Genomic DNA, 16,136 nt, shown 5'->3' with positions numbered 1-16,136 from the left:
CTCAGCCCTTGACCGGCCACGGGGCGTAGCCGTCTTCCGGGATCGGCACCTCGAAGGCGTTCAGCTGGAGCGCGAGAAGCGTGTAGTAGCCGACCAACCCGGTGAGATCGACGAGCCCCTCCTCGCCGAGCAGGGCCTGTGCCCGCGAAAACACCGGGTCCGATGCGCGCCCGGTCTTCAGGAGGCTGGTGACGTAGTCATAGGTGATTTCGTCGGCCTCTTCGGTGAAGGCCGGCCGCTCGCCCTTGGCGACGGCATCCAGCACCACCTCGGGGATCCCCTGCTTCAGGGCCAGCGAGGCGTGCGCGTACCATTCATAGGCCGCGTGCCAGTGCTCGGAGACGAGGACGATGGAGAATTCCCGCAGGCGCTCGGGCACCTTGCACTGGAACCGCACATAGACGCCGAGCTGCTCCACCCGCTTGGCGAGGTCCGGCGAGTGCAGCAGCACGCGGAACGGCCCGCGCACACCGCCGCGCGCGCCGGCATTGATGGAATTGTAGACCTCGGCCTGAGCGGGGCTAAGATCTTCCCGCGCGAGCAGGGCGATACGGCTCATCTGGGCACCTTCTGGATTGGCGCGAATGGCGAAAAGGCGATGCGGCGTGTCAGGCGTGGGCTGGCTGGGCAGGCGCGCCTGCCGCGATGGGATCGATAAAGCCGAGGAGGGCCTCGGCGAACAGGCGCGGCTGCTCCATCACCGAGATATGGCCCGCATCCGGCAGCTCGACATAAAGCGAAGCGGGAGCCTTCTCCTGCATGGGACGCACAACGGAAGGCGGCGCGCCCTGGTCCTCGGCCCCGGTGAGGAAGAGGAGGGGCACGGTGACGGCGGGCAGGTGCTTCTCATGGTCGAGCTCGGACAGCGCCGCCGCCGAGCCGCAATAGCCGTCCACGGAGGTGCGCCGGATGATGCCGGCCATCTTCTCCATGGCATCGGGCCGGCGCGCCTGGAAGCCGGGGGTGAACCAGCGCGAGATGCTGGGCTCGACCATGGTCTCCATGCCGCCCTCCCGCGCCTTGCGGCTGCGGTCCGTCCAGGCGTCGCGATACTGCGCGGGCGCTGAGCCGCGGGCGTTGCATACGGCGATGGAGGTCATGCGCTCCGGCGCGCGCAGCGCGAGCTCCAGGCCCACCATGCCGCCCATGGAGAGGCCGGCGAAATGGGCCCGGTCGATTTCGAGCGCATCGAGGATGCCCGTCACGTCGTCGGCGAGCTGGGACAGCGAATAGGCGCCTTGCGTCGCCTCGGACGCGCCGTGGCCGCGGGAATCGTAGCGCAGCACGCGGTAGCGTGTGGCGAGGAGCGGCACGAGGTCGTCCCAGATGCCGATATCGGTGGCGATGCCATGGCTGAGCATGATGACGGGCGCATCCGCGCGCCCTTCCAGGCTGAGGTTGAACGTGCAGCCGTTGCTCTCAACTTTCACGGGCCTCTCCTTACCTGCCTTGCAGCACCGCAAGTGCTTCCGGCGGAGAGCAGCGATAGCCCTTAGCCGGATGGGGTTTACCCCTCGTTGCAATCCAGCTTAGCGGGCCTATTCCGATATGAAATGTCGGAGTTGGAAATTGATTCTTTCCGAAAGTTCCGAGAATCGGAGACAAATCGGATATAAATAGGCGCCAACTACCGGATGAATTTTCGCAAGTGCGAAGAAGGCCGGTTCGGGAAACGTCCTCTTCGGGAAACCGCCGATGAACAAGTTCCTTGCCCTCAGCGTGTTCACCCGTGTCGCGGAGAATGGCGGATTCACTGCGGCTGCCCGCAAGCTCGGCATGTCGGTGTCGGCGGTCACCAAGACCATCACGCGCCTGGAGGACGAGCTCGGCACCCAGCTCTTCAACCGCACCACGCGGCAGCTCAGCACCACCGATTATGGACAGGAATTCTATGAGCGGGCGGTCCAGATCCTCTCCGATCTGGAGGATGCGGAACTCGCCCTCCAGCGCGGCAACGTGGCGACCCGCGGGCGCATCCGCGCACTGGTGCCGCTCTCCTTCGGGCGGGTGACGCTGGTGCCCGAGCTGCCGTCATTCCTAAAGAAATATCCGGATATCTCCATCGACCTCAGTTTCGGCGACAGCAACAAGCCCATCGACCTCGTGGCGGAGGGCTATGACATCGCCGTGCGCACCGGCAACATCAGCGATTCCCGGCTCATCACCCGCATGCTGATCCGCAGCCCGCAGGTCACGGTGGCCTCGCCCGCTTATCTGAAGGCGCACGGCATCCCCAAGACGCCGGAGGACCTGCTCGACCACAATTGCATTACCGGCAACCGCAGCGGCCCGGAATGGCGCTTCGCCGACGCCAAGGGGCGCGAGACCATCATCCATGTGAAGGGCAATGCGAACCTCAACAGCGGCGATGCGCTGAGGGAGGCGGCGGTGGCGGGGCTCGGCATCATCCGCGGCACCTGGTGGCTGGTGCGCAAGGACCTGGAGCAGGGCCACGTGCAGTCCATCCTCACCGATTATGCGGTGGAGGGCGCCCCCATCTCCGTGCTCTATCCCGCCAATCGCCATTTGCCGGCGAAGGTGCGGGTCTTCCTCGACTTCCTCGTCTCCATCACCAAGATGGGCTGAAGGCTAGGCTGGTGGCATGCGCGCCACGAGCGCCAGGGCAAGAAGCGGCGTGATGGCGATGGCGAAGCAGGGCAGGTCATAGCGGCCCGTCACGGCGAGGAGGGTCGCGAACACGGACGGCCCCGCCACGAAGCCGAGGAACACGAAGACCGATCCGCCCGACGTCGCCTCGCTCACCAGATGCCGGGGCGCACGCCGCGCGATCTCGGCGAGCTGGATGCCGTTCCACCCTGACACCGTAAGGCCGGCCAGCAGCGCGATACCCAGCAGCGCGGCCAGAGGCCAGTCCGGCCGGGCGAGCCCGAGCGCCAGGGTGACGGCGCCGGCGAAGGCCGCACACAGGCGCGTGACGATGAGGCCCGAGCCCACCCTGTCCGCCAGCCAGCCGACGCCGATGCGCCCCATGGCGCCCGCGACCTGCATGACCGCAAAGACCATGCCGGCCGCCATGGGCGACAGATGGACGGCGCCCACCAGATAGGTCACGAGGAAGGCGTTCCACCCGCCCTGGTTCATGGCGAGGAACCCGCCCGCAAAGGCAAGGCGCTGGAGGCCCGGCCCGGCGCGCAAAGCGGCAAAAGGCTGGCGGATATTGGCAGGCGAGAGGAAGAGCCTAAGCCGCAACTGGTCCGGGTCACGCCTGGCATCGACCCGCTTGCGCACCGTCTGCGCCAGAAGGACGGTGGCGAGGAGGATCGCGCCCACCGCCAGCAGCGCGGCGCGCCAGCCCACGGTGGACGCGAGCGCCGGCAGGATCAGCCCCGCCGCGGCCCCGCCGAGCGGCACGCCCGCCTGCTTCAGGGAGAAGATGAGGGAGCGGTGACGCGCGGGGGAATAGCGCATCAGCACGTCGCTCCCGGCCGGCGTCGACGGGCCGTAGGCGAGCCCGATCATCACGCTCGCCACGAACGGGGCGGCGGCGAATGGAGCGGGCAGCAGCGCCACCCCTGCCATGCCCAGAACGAGGCCGATCTGCACGGCCCGGATGGAGCCGGCGCCGCGCACCAAAGGGCTGCCGCACATGAGGAAGACGATGGCCCCCGCCGTGCCGAGGGCGACGAGATATCCCACCATGGTGTCCGGCCAGCCGAGCTCGACCCGCAGGATGGGCGCCAGAGTGGGGAGCATCTGGTTCAGGAAGGACGAGGTGGTCTGGAGCAGCATCATCGCCGCCAGCGCCGCAATCCACCCCTCCTGCGCCGGCGGGGCGCCTAGGTCTGTTCGGGCCTCACCAGACAGTGGTGCCTCCGTCGAGCACCAGCGTGTGGCCGGTCATCGCGGCCGCGCCGTCGCCCGCCAGATAGAGCACGGCGGCGGCGACCTCCTCGGGGGTCGGGAAGCGTCCCATGGGGATGCGGTCCAGCATCCGCCGGCGCGCATCCGGATCGTGCAGCAGGGCCTCGCGGGAGGGCGTCATGACCGTGCCGGGCGCAATGGCATTCACCCGGATGCCGAGGCGCGCCCATTCGATGGCGAGCATCTTGGTGAGATGGATGACGCCGGCCTTGGAGATGCCATAGGCCGCGCGGTCCGCCAGGGCGACGATGCCGTGGGCGGAGGCGATGTTCACGATGGCCCCGCCCCGTCCCTCGGCGATGAGCGCCGCGCCGAAGCGCTGGGACATGAAAAACACGCCCTTCAGATTGACGTCGAGCACCGTGTCCCACTCGTCCCAGGTCAGGTCCACCACGGGGCGGTGCAAGGCGACGCCGGCATTGTTCACCAGCAGGTCCGGCGGGCCGAACGCCGCGACGGCCGCATCGCAGCATGCCTTGATGCTCTCTTCCTGCCGCAGGTCCAGCGGCAACACGAGGCTTCCGGGCGCATGGCGCTCGCATTCCTCCAGCGCGCCGGCAAGGCCGGCTTCATCGATGTCCGCAAGCCCGATGCGATAGCCCGCCTGCGCCAAGCCGAGCGCGATGGCGCGCCCAAGGCCCGCGCCGGCACCCGTGACAATGGCCGTGCGCCCCATTCCTCTTGCTTCCATCCCGTTCATGGCCGCTCCACGCCGGCACTGCCGGTCGTCGGATCCTTGTTGCTTAACAGGCTAGCGGCACGGCTTCATCCCTGAAAAAGGTGAGAGAGAAAATCATCCTTTCCCGAATGTCCTAAATGCCGTGCGGGGATGATGGGGAAGCACGTGGGGGCTTAAAAGCTTACGAGAGTGCAGCCGGCATCGACACCTCTGGCCGCGTCATCACAGCTCGACATGCCCACGGAACATCGGCACACAGCTTCCCCCGACGCTCGCATGCACATTCGAACCCACCCGCCATCCCCGAGCAACGAGTTGGCTCGCTCGCGCCATCTCCACGCCCTGTGTGATCTGGAAGGTCTGGTCGCTGCCTTCCCCCAGGGAGACAAGCAGGGCGGCGAGAGCAGCATTGGCGCTGCCGGTCGCCGGATCCTCCCATGTTCCCGCCAATGGAGCGAACATCCGGGCGCGGATTTGATCGTTCGACCGACTATACAGGTGGATCGAAAGCCGGCCGGACTGGTGGCGAAGCAGGGATTGCGCGCTCCTGAATGCGTCAAGCCGCGGGGTCGCCCGGGCGACGGCATCCGGCGAAACCTCCACCAATGCGAAATCGACGCCGACGCTGGCGATGACCGGCGCGTGGGTTGACAGCCTAATGTCCGCCGCGCTCAGTCCGATGCATTCCGCGATGGCGTCAGGCGCCAATTCCTCGATGACATCAAGGGCTTTGGGAGCATTGATCGTGGCGCCGGTGGCCGCCCCGGCCTGGTCCCGCATCAGTTCCACCCCGACGAGACCCGCCGTCTCCTCGAACCGGAGCGCATCGTCCCTCGTCAGCCCGAGCATGGCCAGCGCGCAGGCCGTGCCCACGTTCGGGTGGCCGGCGAACGGCATCTCGGCGGACCTGTTGAAGATGCGGACGCGGCGGTGATTTTCGGGCGAGGCGGGCGGCAGGACGAATGTCGTTTCGCTCAGGTTCATCTCCGCCGCGAGGCTTTGCATTTCCGCGTCGCTCAATCCCTCGGCATCGTAGAAGACAGCCAGGGGATTTCCTCCGAACCGCTGAACAGTGAACACATCAACGGTCATGAACTCGAATCTGCGCGACATGTGGACGAACCTCCCGCCTGAACCGCAGCATACTATGAAGACGCGCGGAGCATCGACACGGCTCGGGATGGCGCGAAGCGGAGCCTGAAGCGCGCTGCGGGGCCACGCGCGCGCAAGCCAGGGGAGGGGACTGCGCGTTCATGGCGGCGCTGTGCTAGCGTTGCGCCATGAACAATCTCGAAAACGAAGCGTGAGCGGTCCCGTGCGATCAGGCTGCCGCACAATTATCCCCGGGGTGCTGCTTGCGGTGCTCGCGTTTCAATGGCCCGCCCGCGCGGCGGACGCCGCCTTCACGCAATTCATCGCCTCGCTCTGGCCGGAGGCGCAGGCGGCCGGCGTGTCGCGGGAGACGTTCGAGCGCGAAACGCGTGGCCTTGAGCCGGACTACAAGTTGCCCGATCTGGCCCTGCCGGGACGGCCTGCAACCGGCGCGCGGGCGCAGGCGGAGTTCGTGCAGGTGCCGGCCGACTATGTGAAGGAATCCACCATCGCGCGGCTGGCCGTCGAGGGGCAGCGGCTCATGCAGAAGCATCGGGCCGCGCTCGATCGGATCGAGGCCCAGTTCGGTGTGCCGGCGACGGTGGTGCTGGCGATCTGGGGCCGCGAGACCGATTTCGGCCGCTACACGAGTTCCTACGACACGCTGCGCGTGGTGGCCACGCAGGCTTATGTGGGCCGCCGCAAGGACCAGTACCGCGACGAATTCATTCTCGCGCTGAAGATCCTGGATGAGGGAACGGTCACGCGGAAGGAATTCCGCTCGTCCTGGGCCGGCGCCACCGGCCTGACGCAGTTCTTGCCGTCGGATTATTACAGCCACGGCGTCGATCTGGACGGCAATGGCCACGCCGATATCTGGCATTCGGTGCCGGATGCGCTGGCGTCCGCCGCCAAGCAACTCGCCGACAAGGGGTGGCAGCCGGGACTGCGCTGGGCCTACGAGGTCCGCGCGCCCGCGAATGTCGACTGCACCATGGGCGTGCCCGAAGTTCAGAGGCCGATCGGCGAGTGGCTGCGCGCAGGCTTTACGCCGGTGCGCGGACAGAGGCTCTCGGCCGCCGAGCAGGGGCAGCCGGCATCTCTGCTGCAGCCCGAGGGCATCTATGGCCCGTCATTCCTCACCACGAAGAACTACTTCGTGATCAAGGAATATAATTTCTCCGATCTCTACGTGCTGTTCGTCGGTCATCTGTCCGACCGCATGATGGACCCGCAGCCCTTTGCGACGCCGTGGTCGGCTTCGGCGCAATTGCGCACCACATCGGTGGAGGCGATGCAGAAGCATCTGACGCGCATCGGCCTCTACAAGGACAAGATCGACGGCAAGGCCGGCATGCTGACCCGCGCGGCACTCGGCGCCTACCAGAAATCGGCCGGGCTGAAAGTGGATTGCTGGCCGAGCGAGACGGTGCTCCAGTCCATGGGGGCGGCGAGATAGCGGCCCGGTACGATCTGAAGGGTCGTGTCACCGAGGGCGATGCAGCCGATACCGCTGATCCGGGGGCCAGCGTCCTTCCGCCCCCGCCGCGCGGCGGCAGGGGCTCACGCTCCTCTTACGCCGGCGCCCCCAGCAGCTTTTCCAGGATGATGCCTTCCAGCTGGGCCAGCTCCGGCGAGCCGCGGCGGCGGGGGCGCTCCAGGGGCACCAGCACGTCGAGGGCGATGCGGCCCTCCTCGATCAGCACCACCCGGTCCGCCAGCGCCACGGCTTCCGAGACGTCGTGGGTCACGAGCACGGCGGTGAAGCCCTGGTGGCGCCAGATGCGCTCCAGGAGCTGCTGCATCTCGATGCGGGTGAGGGCATCGAGCGCGCCCAGCGGCTCGTCCAGCGCGAGGATGCGCGGTCGGCTCGCCAGCGCACGGGCGAGCGCCACCCGCTGGCGCTGGCCACCGGAGAGCACGGCAGGCCATTCGCCTGCGCGGTCCGCAAGGCCGACTTCGCCGAGGAGTGACAAGGCCTTCGCCCGCTTCCGCACCTTGTCCTTGATATGGGAGAGGCCCACTTCCACGTTGGCGACCACCCGCGCCCAGGGCAGCAGGCGCGGCTCCTGGAACATGATGCGGGTGACGCGCGCCTGCGTGTCGCCCTCGCCCAGAGCAAGGGTGCCGCTGGTGGGCTTGTCCAGTCCCGTCAGCAGTCGCAGCAATGTGCTCTTGCCGCAGCCGCTCTTGCCGATGATGGCCACGAACTGGCCGGCTGGGACATGCAGGTCGATATCGTGCAGCACCACCTTCGGCCCGAAGGCTTTGCGTACCTTGCGGAGCGTGAAGGAGAGGCCGTCTTCGGTGGAGCCGGTCTCCGCCGGTTGCGGCAGGCGCGATACGCTCCCTTTCCCGATCGAGGGGGAAGGAGGCGCGTCCTGAAGCGCCAGCTCTCCGGTATCGAAGGCCGCGCCATGTCCCGCTCCTTTGCCCTCCCCCGCCAGCGGGCGGGGGAAGTGCGGGGCGCCCGCGGAGAGGCCGGCGTCGATATCCACGTCGGTGCGTCGCAAAGCGATGTTCACGGCAGCAATCTCCTCAGTGCGGCTGGAAGGCGGGGTGCCATTGGAGGAACAGGCGCTCCAGCGTGCGCGCGGCGCTGTCCGCCAGCTTGCCGAGGAGCGCGTAGATGAGGATCGACAGCACCACCACGTCGATCAGCAGGAACTCGCGCGCCTGCATGGCCATGTAGCCGAGGCCGGAGGAGGCCGAGATGGTTTCCGCCACGATCAGCGTCAGCCACATGATGCCGAGCGCATAGCGCAGCCCCACGAAGATGGAGGGCAGGGCGCCCGGCAGGATCACCCGCACGAACAGCTCCAGGTGCGACATGCCGTAGATGCGGCCCATCTCGATGAGCTGCGGGTCCACCGTGCGGATGCCATGCAGGGTGTTGATATAGATGGGGAAGAACACGCCCAGCGCCACGAGGAACAGCTTCGCTTCCTCGTCGATGCCGAACCACAGGATGACCAGCGGGATCAGCGCCAGATGCGGGATGTTGCGCACCATCTGGAGCGTGGTGTCCGACACCTCGCGGGACACGGTGGAGAGGCCGTTGGCAAGGCCCAGGGCGAAGCCGATGGAGCCGCCGATGGCGAACCCCGTCAGCGCCCGCCAAGAGGAGACGCCGATATGCTTGAAGATGTCGCCGGAGAGGGTGAGCTTCCACAGGGCGGCCACCACGTCGGACGGCGCGGGCAGGATGTTGGCGGGGATTTCGCCGAACTTGGAGGCGGCCTCCCAGACGACGATGAGGAGGACCGGCAAGATCCAGCCCGTCCCCTTGCCTGCGAAGCGTTTGAGCGCGCCGGTCATGACGCCACCTTCAGTTTCGAGCCGCCATGGGCGCCCACGGTGAACTCGTTGGCGACATGGCGGCTGAAGGTGGCTTCCTGTTCAAGCCCGAGTGCGGGGAACAGGAGCTCGGCGACGCGATAGGCTTCCTCCAGATGGGGGTAGCCGGAGCCGATCACCGTATCGATGCCCAGGTCCTGATATTCCTTAAGCCGCTCGGCCACCTGCTCCGGCGTGCCGACGAGGGCGGTGCCGGCACCGGAGCGTACGAGGCCGACGCCGGCCCACAGGTTCGGCGCCACCAGCAGCTTGTCGCGTCGCCCGCCATGGAGCGCCGCCATGCGGCGCTGGCCGACGGAATCCATCTCGCTCTGGAAGCGCTTCTGGGCGCGGTCGATTTGCTCGTCGGAGATGCGGCTGATGAGCTTGTCGGCGGCGGCCCAGGCTTCCTCCTCCGTCTCGCGGACGATGAAGTGGAGGCGGATGCCGAAGCGGATGGCCCGGCCCCGCGCGGCGGCGCGCTTGCGCACGGCGGCGATCTTCTCCTTCACGCCCGCGAGCGGCTCGCCCCAGGTGAGGTAGAGGTCCGTCTGGTCCACGGCGAGGTCCTGCCCCGCCTCGGAGGAGCCGCCGAAATAGAGCGGCGGGTAGGGGGCCTGCACGGGGGCAAAGTCGAGCCGCCCGCCCTGGATGCGGTAATACTTGCCGTCGAAATCCACGGTCTCGCCCGAGAGCAGGCGGCGCCAGATGGTGAGGAACTCGCCGGTCTGGGCATAGCGCTCGTCATGGGGCACGAACACGCCGTCGCCGGCCAGCTCGGTGGGGTTGCCCCCCACCACCACATTGAGCAGGAGCCGCCCGTTGCTGAGCCGGTCCAGGGCCGCCGTCTGGCGCGCGGCGAGGGCGGGCGTGATGACGCCCGGGCGCAGCGCCACCAGGAACTTCAGGCGCTCGGTGACGGTGGCAAGGCCGGTGGCGGTGATCCAGCTGTCCTCGCAACTCTGGCCGGTGGGGAGCAGAACACCCTTGAAGCCGAGCCGGTCCACGGCCTGGGCCACCTGCTTGAAATAGCCGAACTCCGGCGGACGCTGGCGGGTCTCGGAGCCGAGATAGGAGCCGTCGCCGTGGGTCGGGATGAACCAGAAGAAATTGAGGGGATCGCGGGCCATCGGGGCCTCCTGTTCGCTTGGGTCAGGCTCAGCTCTGGGGGCGCACCCACACCGCATCCTTCACCACGATGGCGCGGGGGATGAGGCCGAGCTTGAAGAAACGGTCGGCAGTCTGCTGCTGGCCGGCGATGATGGCGTCGGTGATGGGGTAGATGCCGAACACCTGGCGGTCGGCGGCGCGGGTCTGGGCGGCGATGTCGACGCCGGTCACCTCCGCCAGCACCTTGGCCACTTCCGGCCGGTTCGCATCCGCCCAGGCGGCGCTCTGCTTCAGCGCGTCCACGGCCTTCAGGACGATGGAGGGGTGGGCCGTGGCGAAGGTCTTGTTGGCGAGGAAGTAGGTGTTGACGTTCAGTTCGTCCTTCGTGGTCGTCAGCACGCGCGGCTTGCCGCGCAGCTCGGCGATGGCGAAGAACGGGTCCCAGATGGACCAGGCGTCGATCTTGCCCGAGGCGAAGGCGGCGGCCGCGTCCGCCGGGCTGAGATAGACCGGGGTGATGTCGGAGAAGGATACGCCGGCCCGCTCAAGGGCGGCCACCAGCAGATTGTGCGCGCTGGAGCCCTTGGTGACGCCGACCTTCTTGCCCTTCAGCTCGGCCACCGACTTGATGGGGGAATCCGCTGGGACAAGGATGCCTTCGCCCGCGCCATTGGAGGGCAGGGCGGCCACATAGACGAGGTTGGCGCCCGCCGCCTGGGCGAAGATGGGCGGGGCATCGCCCGTCCAGCCCACGTCCACGGCGCCGGCATTCAGCGCCTCAAGCAAAGGCGGGCCGGCGGTGAACTCCACCCATTTGACGGCGATGCCCTGGGGCTCCAGTTGCTTTTCGATGAGCTTCTGCTGGCGCGTGATGACGGGCAGGCCGGCCTTCTGGAAGCCGATCCTGAATTCCTTCGGCGCGGGCTCCTCGGCCTTGGCGGGAGCAAAGCCGAAGGCGACGACGGCCAGCGCCAGCGCGCCGGCAAGATGGGAGAGGCGGATCATGTCTTTTGTCTTTCGATGGGGGGCTGCGGTCAGGAGCGCTGGGCGGACCAGACGATATCGCTGACGGTGATCTTCTTCGGGATCAGGCCCAGCTCGAAGAAGGTGTCGGCGATCTCCTGCTGCTGCTTCACCGCGGTCTCGGTGATGGGGTTGAACTCGATGGGGTAGCGGTCGGTGGCGATCTTCTGCGCCTCGTACTCGACGCCCGTGACCTCGGCGGTCAGCGCCGCCAGCTTGTCGCGGTTCTGCGCGGCCCAGGCCGTCACCTGCCGCAATTCGTCCAGCACCGCTTGGAGCACGGCCGGGGACTTCGTCGCCGTGGTCTTGTTGGCGAGGTAGAAGCTATGGCTCGCCAGCCCGTCATTGGTGGTGACGAGGGCGCGGGCGTCGTGCCGCTTCTGGGCGATGGCGTAATAGGGATCCCAGATGGTCCAGGCGTCCACGCGGCCCGAGGCGAAGGCGGCCGCCGCGTCGGCGGGCGCGAGATAGATGGGCTCGATATCCTTGTAGGTGAGGCCCACCCGTTTCAGCGCCTGGACGGTGAAGTTGTGGGAGCTCGACCCCTTCGCGAAGGCGACCTTCTTGCCCTTCAGGTCGGCCACGCTCTTGGCGGGCGAGTCCTTCGGCACCAGCAGCGCATTCTGGGTGGCTGGCGCGCTCGCCACATAGACGAGGTTCGCGCCTGCTGCCTGGGCGAAGATGGGCGGGGCATCGCCCACGGTGCCGATGTCCACCGAGCCGGAACCCAGCGCCTCCAGGAGCGGCGGGCCGAACTGGAATTCGACCCAGCGGACATTCTCGACGCCCAGCGCCTTCAGGCGCTTCTCCAGCACCTGCTGCTGGCGGGCGGAGACGAGGATGCCGCTCGATTTCTGGTAGCCGACGCGGAACTCCTTCGGCACCTCCTGCGCGAAGGCACTGCGCTGGGAGACGGCGAGGGCGGCGGCACCGAGGGAGCCGGCGAGGAACTGGCGTTTGGTGATCATGGGATTGCTCCGGAAGTCGTTTGCGTCAGGCGACGTTGACGATGGACGGGCGCGGCGCGGTGCGGACCACCGCCCGGTCGAACTCGATGGCGGCCTGCGCGACGCGGGCGCGCACGCCGGAATCCGTGAGGATGCCGTCCTGGAAATCGTGGTCGCTGGCATAGATGGCGGTGGGGGCGGTCTGCGCGGAGAAGAAGCCGAACAGGGGCCGCAGCTGGTGCTCCACCACGAGCGCGTGGCGGTGGCCGCCGCCGGTGGCGGTGATGACCACGGGCTTGCCGGCCAGCGCCAGCGGATCGACGAAGTCGATCAGGTGCTTGAACAGGCCTGCATAGGAGCCCTTATAGACGGGGGAGCCGACGATGAGGCCGTCCGCCTCCTCGATGGCGGCGATGATGGCCCGCGCCTCGCGCGGCAGCGCCGCGAGGCTGAAGGCGCCGACACCAGGGCCGGCATCCACGAGGTCGTGGACCTCAAACGCGATGGACCGGCGGCTGGAGAATTCCGCCGCCACCGCCTCCACGAGGCTCCGGGTGCGCGAGGGGCGGCGGGTGCTTCCGCTGAAGCCGACGATGCGGGGGCTCATGAGCGGGCTCCCCTGGAATGAGCGAGGGTAATGACAGGCATGGCTCGGCCTTCGCCGGCCACAGCCGGCGCCCAGTTGAAGAGGAACGATTGGGGTGAGGCGAGGGGCGAGCGGCGGCCGGGATCAAGCCCTTCGGCGGCCGCTCCACCTACACAAAACACTGCACACGCCTGCGGACGACATAGGTGCCTCGTTCAGTTCGCGCAGGGCGAAATGCGGGAGCGGCAAGGGCGCCCCACCGTGGTTGTGACAAGCATGATCGGGGTTGTGGCGCGTGGTGTCAATATATTTTCTATCAAATCTATAGAGTTAAGTTATTTGGAAAATTGCGACGTGAATTAAGCGCTTGGCGGGGCTGGATTTTTAAGTGCTATCAAGGGTTCTCGGCTCAAACTGGAGCGCGACACGGCTTGTCCCAGGGGCACGGGAATGCTATCTGGGGCGCCGTTGTTGCGAAGAGAAGGAGGGTGTCGATGACAGATTTCTACACGCCTCCCCCGGCTATCCCGGACGGTCGCTAGGCCCTCTGGCCCCCGCAGCGGGGCCCGCCCGACACCTCCATACTGAGCCGAAATTTTTACCTGTCTTCGCAGGGAGAGGCGCGTCCGAACCGCGCCGTTATCACCAATGTCCATGCATCGTTCCAGCGGAGCGGAAACGCTTCGCACCGTCCTGTCTTTCACGTTCCGTCACTGGGCCCGTCACAAGAAGCTGACGGCCGCGGTCGCGCTCGGCATGTGCCTTGCGACGCTGACCGAGATCTTCGTCCCGCTCTTTGCCGGCAACCTCATCGATGCGCTGACCCAGGGGCCCTCCATGGCCGGGGTGGCGGTCGAGGCGTTCGTCGCCATGGGCGCGCTCGGCATCGCCCTGATCGTGCTTCGGCACTTCGCATGGTGGGGCATCGTGCCCCTCACGCTGCACATCATGAGCGATGTGGCGCAGGATGCATTCAGCCGCGTCCAGCGCTTCTCCACGGACTGGCATGCGAACAGCTTCGCGGGCTCCACCGTGCGCAAGATCACGCGCGGCATGTGGGCGTTCGACGCGCTGAACGACGTGCTCCTCCTCTCGCTCCTGCCCTCGCTGGTGGTGCTGGTGGGAACCGTGGTGCTGCTCGCTTTGCACTGGCCCGTCATGGGCCTTGTGATGGGCGTCGGCGCGCTGGCCTACGGCACCTTGACCGTCTTGCTCGCGACCCAGGTCCTGGCCCCCGCCTCGCGCCTGTCCAATGCGTGGGACACGCGCATGGGCGGCGTGCTCTCGGATGCGCTGGGCGCGAACGCAGTGGTCAAAGCCTTCGGCGCCGAGACGCGGGAAGATGCGCGCCTCACCCGGCTGGTGAGCAAATGGCGCCGCCGCACGTGGCGCACCTGGATGTTCCACACCTGGAGCGGCACGGGGCAGCTCGCCCTGCTCTGGGTGATCCGCACGCTCGTCACCGGCACGGCCCTCTGGCTGTGGTGGGACGGGCGGGCGACGCCCGGCGACGTCACCTATGTGCTCACCACCTATTTCGTCCTGCACGGCTATCTGCGCGACATCGGCCAGCACGTGCATCACCTCCAGCAGGCGGTGAACGAGATGGAGGAGATGGTGCGGCTCTACGATGCCCCGCTCGGCGTCGAGGACGCGCCCGGCGCGCGGGCGCTCGACATCCATGCGGGCGAGGTGCGGTTCGAGCACGTCACGTTCCATTATGGGGACCACGCGACGCCGCTCTACCGGGACCTCGACGTGCGCATCGCCCCCGGCGAGCGGGTGGGTCTCGTGGGCCATTCCGGCTCGGGCAAGACCACGTTCGTGAAGCTGATCCAGCGGCTCTACGACGTCACCGGCGGGCGCGTGCTCATCGACGGGCAGGATGTGCGACAGGCCTCGCAAGCCTCGCTCCGCTCGCAGGTGGCCATCGTCCAGCAAGAGCCCATCCTGTTCCACCGCAGCCTTGCGGAGAACATCGCCTATGCCCGGCCCGGCGCCAGCATGGCGCAGATCGAGCAGGCGGCGCGCCTCGCCAACGCCCACGATTTCATCGTGCGGCTGCCCAAGGGCTACCAGACGCTGGTGGGCGAGCGGGGCGTGAAGCTCTCCGGCGGCGAGCGCCAAAGAGTGGCGCTCGCCCGCGCCTTCCTGGCGGACGCGCCGATCCTGATCCTGGACGAGGCCACCTCCAGCCTCGATTCGGAATCGGAGGCGCTGATCCAGCAGGCCATGGGCCGGCTGATGGTGGACCGCACCGCCATCGTCATCGCCCATCGCCTCTCCACCGTGCGCGCGCTCGACCGCATCCTCGTGTTCGAGCGCGGGCGGATCGTGGAGGAGGGCAGCCACGATGCGCTGATGCAGCGGGCGGACGGCCATTACCGCCGGCTGTTCGACCACCAGTCGGGCGCGCTGGTCCCGGAATTCATCGAGGACTGAGCGCGTCCGCGCACCGCACGCTGATGAGGTCGATCTCCATCGGCGTGCGGGCGGCCATCCCGGCCGCGCCGGCGGTGGAGCGCTAAGGCTCAGGATGCCGGCGGCTTGAAGCGGCCCTGGAAATATTGCTCGCACCATGCCTTCGTGCCGAGCCTTCGGGTCGTCATCCTCAACTCGCGATTGGCGAGGAAGACCGCCTTTGCGTCGCCCGGATCTCTTATGAAGTCAAACTCCGGCTCGACCTGCTTCACATAAGCGAGCGCCGCCTGGAGCTCCCCCTTCAGCTTGCAGAGGTCCTGGGCTTCCACGGCCGCCGCGACGATCCAGGCAAGCCGCTCCTCGTCCGCGGGCAATTCGGTCTTCAGCGGGATCACGAAAAGGGCCAGCGAAACCATGATGACCTGAGACAAAGCCATGCCCGCAAATCCCCCCGTATGGAGTGCGGAAGGTAGCAAGCCATAAGTTGACCATGTCTGAAAGGGAAAGCGCCCCGGCCCTAGACGGATTGCCGCGTGCATCCATGCGCGGTCACCTCGCGCCGCGGCAGTGCGGGACCGCATGACGAACATCGGGTCCAGTGGCCAGTATTCTGCACCATCATACCGTCATATTCAAATTATCTGAACCTATACCTTTACAGGGAGGCTTCCCGGTTGGAGAACCGGCATCGGGCATGGGAAAGATCGATTGCATCGTTGCAAAAAACACCTTCCAGCTTAATAAGAATCATGACTGCCATCCGGTTCTGATACCGGATCTGGCGGGGGGAAATTGCTTATGATCGATTTTGCCGTGCCCGAAATCGGTGCCCCTGGGTTGAATCCCGGCTCACAGACCATCCCCCAGGGACCGGGCGCATGGCGTGAGGGCACGAGCCTCTCCACAAGATCTGGAAATGGCCGGCTACGCGGATTCGCAGATCGGCTGCTTTCGGCCACCTTCCTGGCCGGCGCTGTCGTGCTGGCTCTAGGAAGCGCGGCGCACGCGCAGAACGTCTGGCTTGGCAATAATGGGACAAGCACCGACTGGTCCGCGGCCG

General features: G+C 67.2%; 15 protein-coding genes. 3 read left to right on the top strand and 12 right to left on the bottom strand.

Translation table 11 applies throughout. The features are described 5' to 3' along the window. Nucleotide 1: 1 nt before the first annotated feature. Together ABLE91_RS00270 and ABLE91_RS00265 are read right to left on the bottom strand one after the other, a co-directional pair. Nucleotides 2-559 carry a carboxymuconolactone decarboxylase family protein gene (locus ABLE91_RS00270; RefSeq protein WP_348927261.1) on the bottom strand — a complete coding sequence of 186 codons (558 nt, stop codon included), beginning with the start codon at nt 557-559 and terminating at the stop codon, nt 2-4. Between the two features lie 49 nt (nt 560-608). Continuing rightward, on the bottom strand, nt 609-1,430 hold the full coding sequence (locus ABLE91_RS00265; protein ID WP_348927259.1) for an alpha/beta fold hydrolase: 822 nt from the start codon (nt 1,428-1,430) through the stop codon (nt 609-611). Between the two features lie 265 nt (nt 1,431-1,695). Between ABLE91_RS00265 and ABLE91_RS00260 the strand changes: the two genes are divergently transcribed. Further along, complete coding sequence (locus ABLE91_RS00260) at nt 1,696-2,586, top strand: LysR family transcriptional regulator (RefSeq protein WP_348927256.1); 891 nt, start codon at nt 1,696-1,698, stop codon at nt 2,584-2,586. A gap of 3 nt (nt 2,587-2,589) precedes the next feature. Here ABLE91_RS00260 and ABLE91_RS00255 read toward each other — a convergent pair whose 3' ends face one another. From ABLE91_RS00255 to ABLE91_RS00245, 3 genes are all read right to left on the bottom strand, one after another. Beyond that, complete coding sequence (locus tag ABLE91_RS00255; RefSeq protein ID WP_348927255.1) at nt 2,590-3,750, bottom strand: MFS transporter; 1,161 nt, start codon at nt 3,748-3,750, stop codon at nt 2,590-2,592. A 64-nt stretch (nt 3,751-3,814) separates the two neighbouring features. Beyond that, a complete protein-coding gene (locus ABLE91_RS00250) occupies nt 3,815-4,558 on the bottom strand; it encodes an SDR family NAD(P)-dependent oxidoreductase (protein WP_348927252.1) in 744 nt (247 codons plus the stop codon). 225 nt (nt 4,559-4,783) lie between these two features. Beyond that, nucleotides 4,784-5,674, bottom strand: coding sequence for a PhzF family protein (locus ABLE91_RS00245; RefSeq protein ID WP_348927250.1), 891 nt, complete (start codon nt 5,672-5,674; stop codon nt 4,784-4,786). A gap of 223 nt (nt 5,675-5,897) precedes the next feature. Between ABLE91_RS00245 and ABLE91_RS00240 the strand changes: the two genes are divergently transcribed. After that, nucleotides 5,898-7,112, top strand: a complete 1,215-nt coding sequence (locus tag ABLE91_RS00240; RefSeq protein ID WP_348928292.1) for a lytic murein transglycosylase — start codon at nt 5,898-5,900, stop codon at nt 7,110-7,112. A 115-nt stretch (nt 7,113-7,227) separates the two neighbouring features. Here ABLE91_RS00240 and ABLE91_RS00235 read toward each other — a convergent pair whose 3' ends face one another. From ABLE91_RS00235 to msuE, 6 genes are all read right to left on the bottom strand, one after another. Continuing rightward, nucleotides 7,228-7,989, bottom strand: a complete 762-nt coding sequence (locus ABLE91_RS00235; RefSeq protein ID WP_348928290.1) for an ATP-binding cassette domain-containing protein — start codon at nt 7,987-7,989, stop codon at nt 7,228-7,230. A gap of 202 nt (nt 7,990-8,191) precedes the next feature. Further along, nucleotides 8,192-8,971: an aliphatic sulfonate ABC transporter permease SsuC gene (gene ssuC, locus ABLE91_RS00230; RefSeq protein ID WP_348927247.1), complete on the bottom strand. Its 780-nt coding sequence runs from the start codon at nt 8,969-8,971 to the stop codon at nt 8,192-8,194. Next, on the bottom strand, nt 8,968-10,119 hold the full coding sequence (gene ssuD, locus ABLE91_RS00225) for an FMNH2-dependent alkanesulfonate monooxygenase (RefSeq protein WP_348927245.1): 1,152 nt from the start codon (nt 10,117-10,119) through the stop codon (nt 8,968-8,970). Before ssuD ends, ssuC begins: the two co-directional genes overlap by 4 nt. Before the next feature lie 28 nt (nt 10,120-10,147). After that, entirely contained in the window at nt 10,148-11,104 is a 957-nt protein-coding gene (locus ABLE91_RS00220) for a sulfonate ABC transporter substrate-binding protein (protein ID WP_348927244.1), read from the bottom strand. A gap of 29 nt (nt 11,105-11,133) precedes the next feature. Beyond that, nucleotides 11,134-12,090, bottom strand: coding sequence for an aliphatic sulfonate ABC transporter substrate-binding protein (locus ABLE91_RS00215; RefSeq protein WP_348927241.1), 957 nt, complete (start codon nt 12,088-12,090; stop codon nt 11,134-11,136). A 25-nt stretch (nt 12,091-12,115) separates the two neighbouring features. Next, a complete protein-coding gene (gene msuE, locus ABLE91_RS00210) occupies nt 12,116-12,676 on the bottom strand; it encodes an FMN reductase (RefSeq protein ID WP_348927240.1) in 561 nt (186 codons plus the stop codon). 627 nt (nt 12,677-13,303) lie between these two features. On the opposite strand from msuE, the gene ABLE91_RS00205 reads away from it, so the two are divergent. Next, nucleotides 13,304-15,097, top strand: a complete 1,794-nt coding sequence (locus ABLE91_RS00205) for an ABC transporter ATP-binding protein (RefSeq protein ID WP_348927238.1) — start codon at nt 13,304-13,306, stop codon at nt 15,095-15,097. Between the two features lie 89 nt (nt 15,098-15,186). Here the strand turns inward: ABLE91_RS00205 and ABLE91_RS00200 are convergent, their stop codons facing one another. Continuing rightward, nucleotides 15,187-15,513 (bottom strand): hypothetical protein, encoded by a 327-nt coding sequence (locus ABLE91_RS00200; protein WP_348927236.1) that lies wholly within the window; start codon nt 15,511-15,513, stop codon nt 15,187-15,189. Nucleotides 15,514-16,136: the final 623 nt, after the last annotated feature.

This window comes from Aquabacter albus (assembly GCF_040049275.1).
In the GTDB taxonomy this organism is placed as follows: Bacteria; Pseudomonadota; Alphaproteobacteria; order Rhizobiales; family Xanthobacteraceae; genus Aquabacter.
The sequence above is the reverse complement of the archived record's forward strand: the minus strand, read 5'-3'. Positions and strand labels throughout refer to the sequence as shown.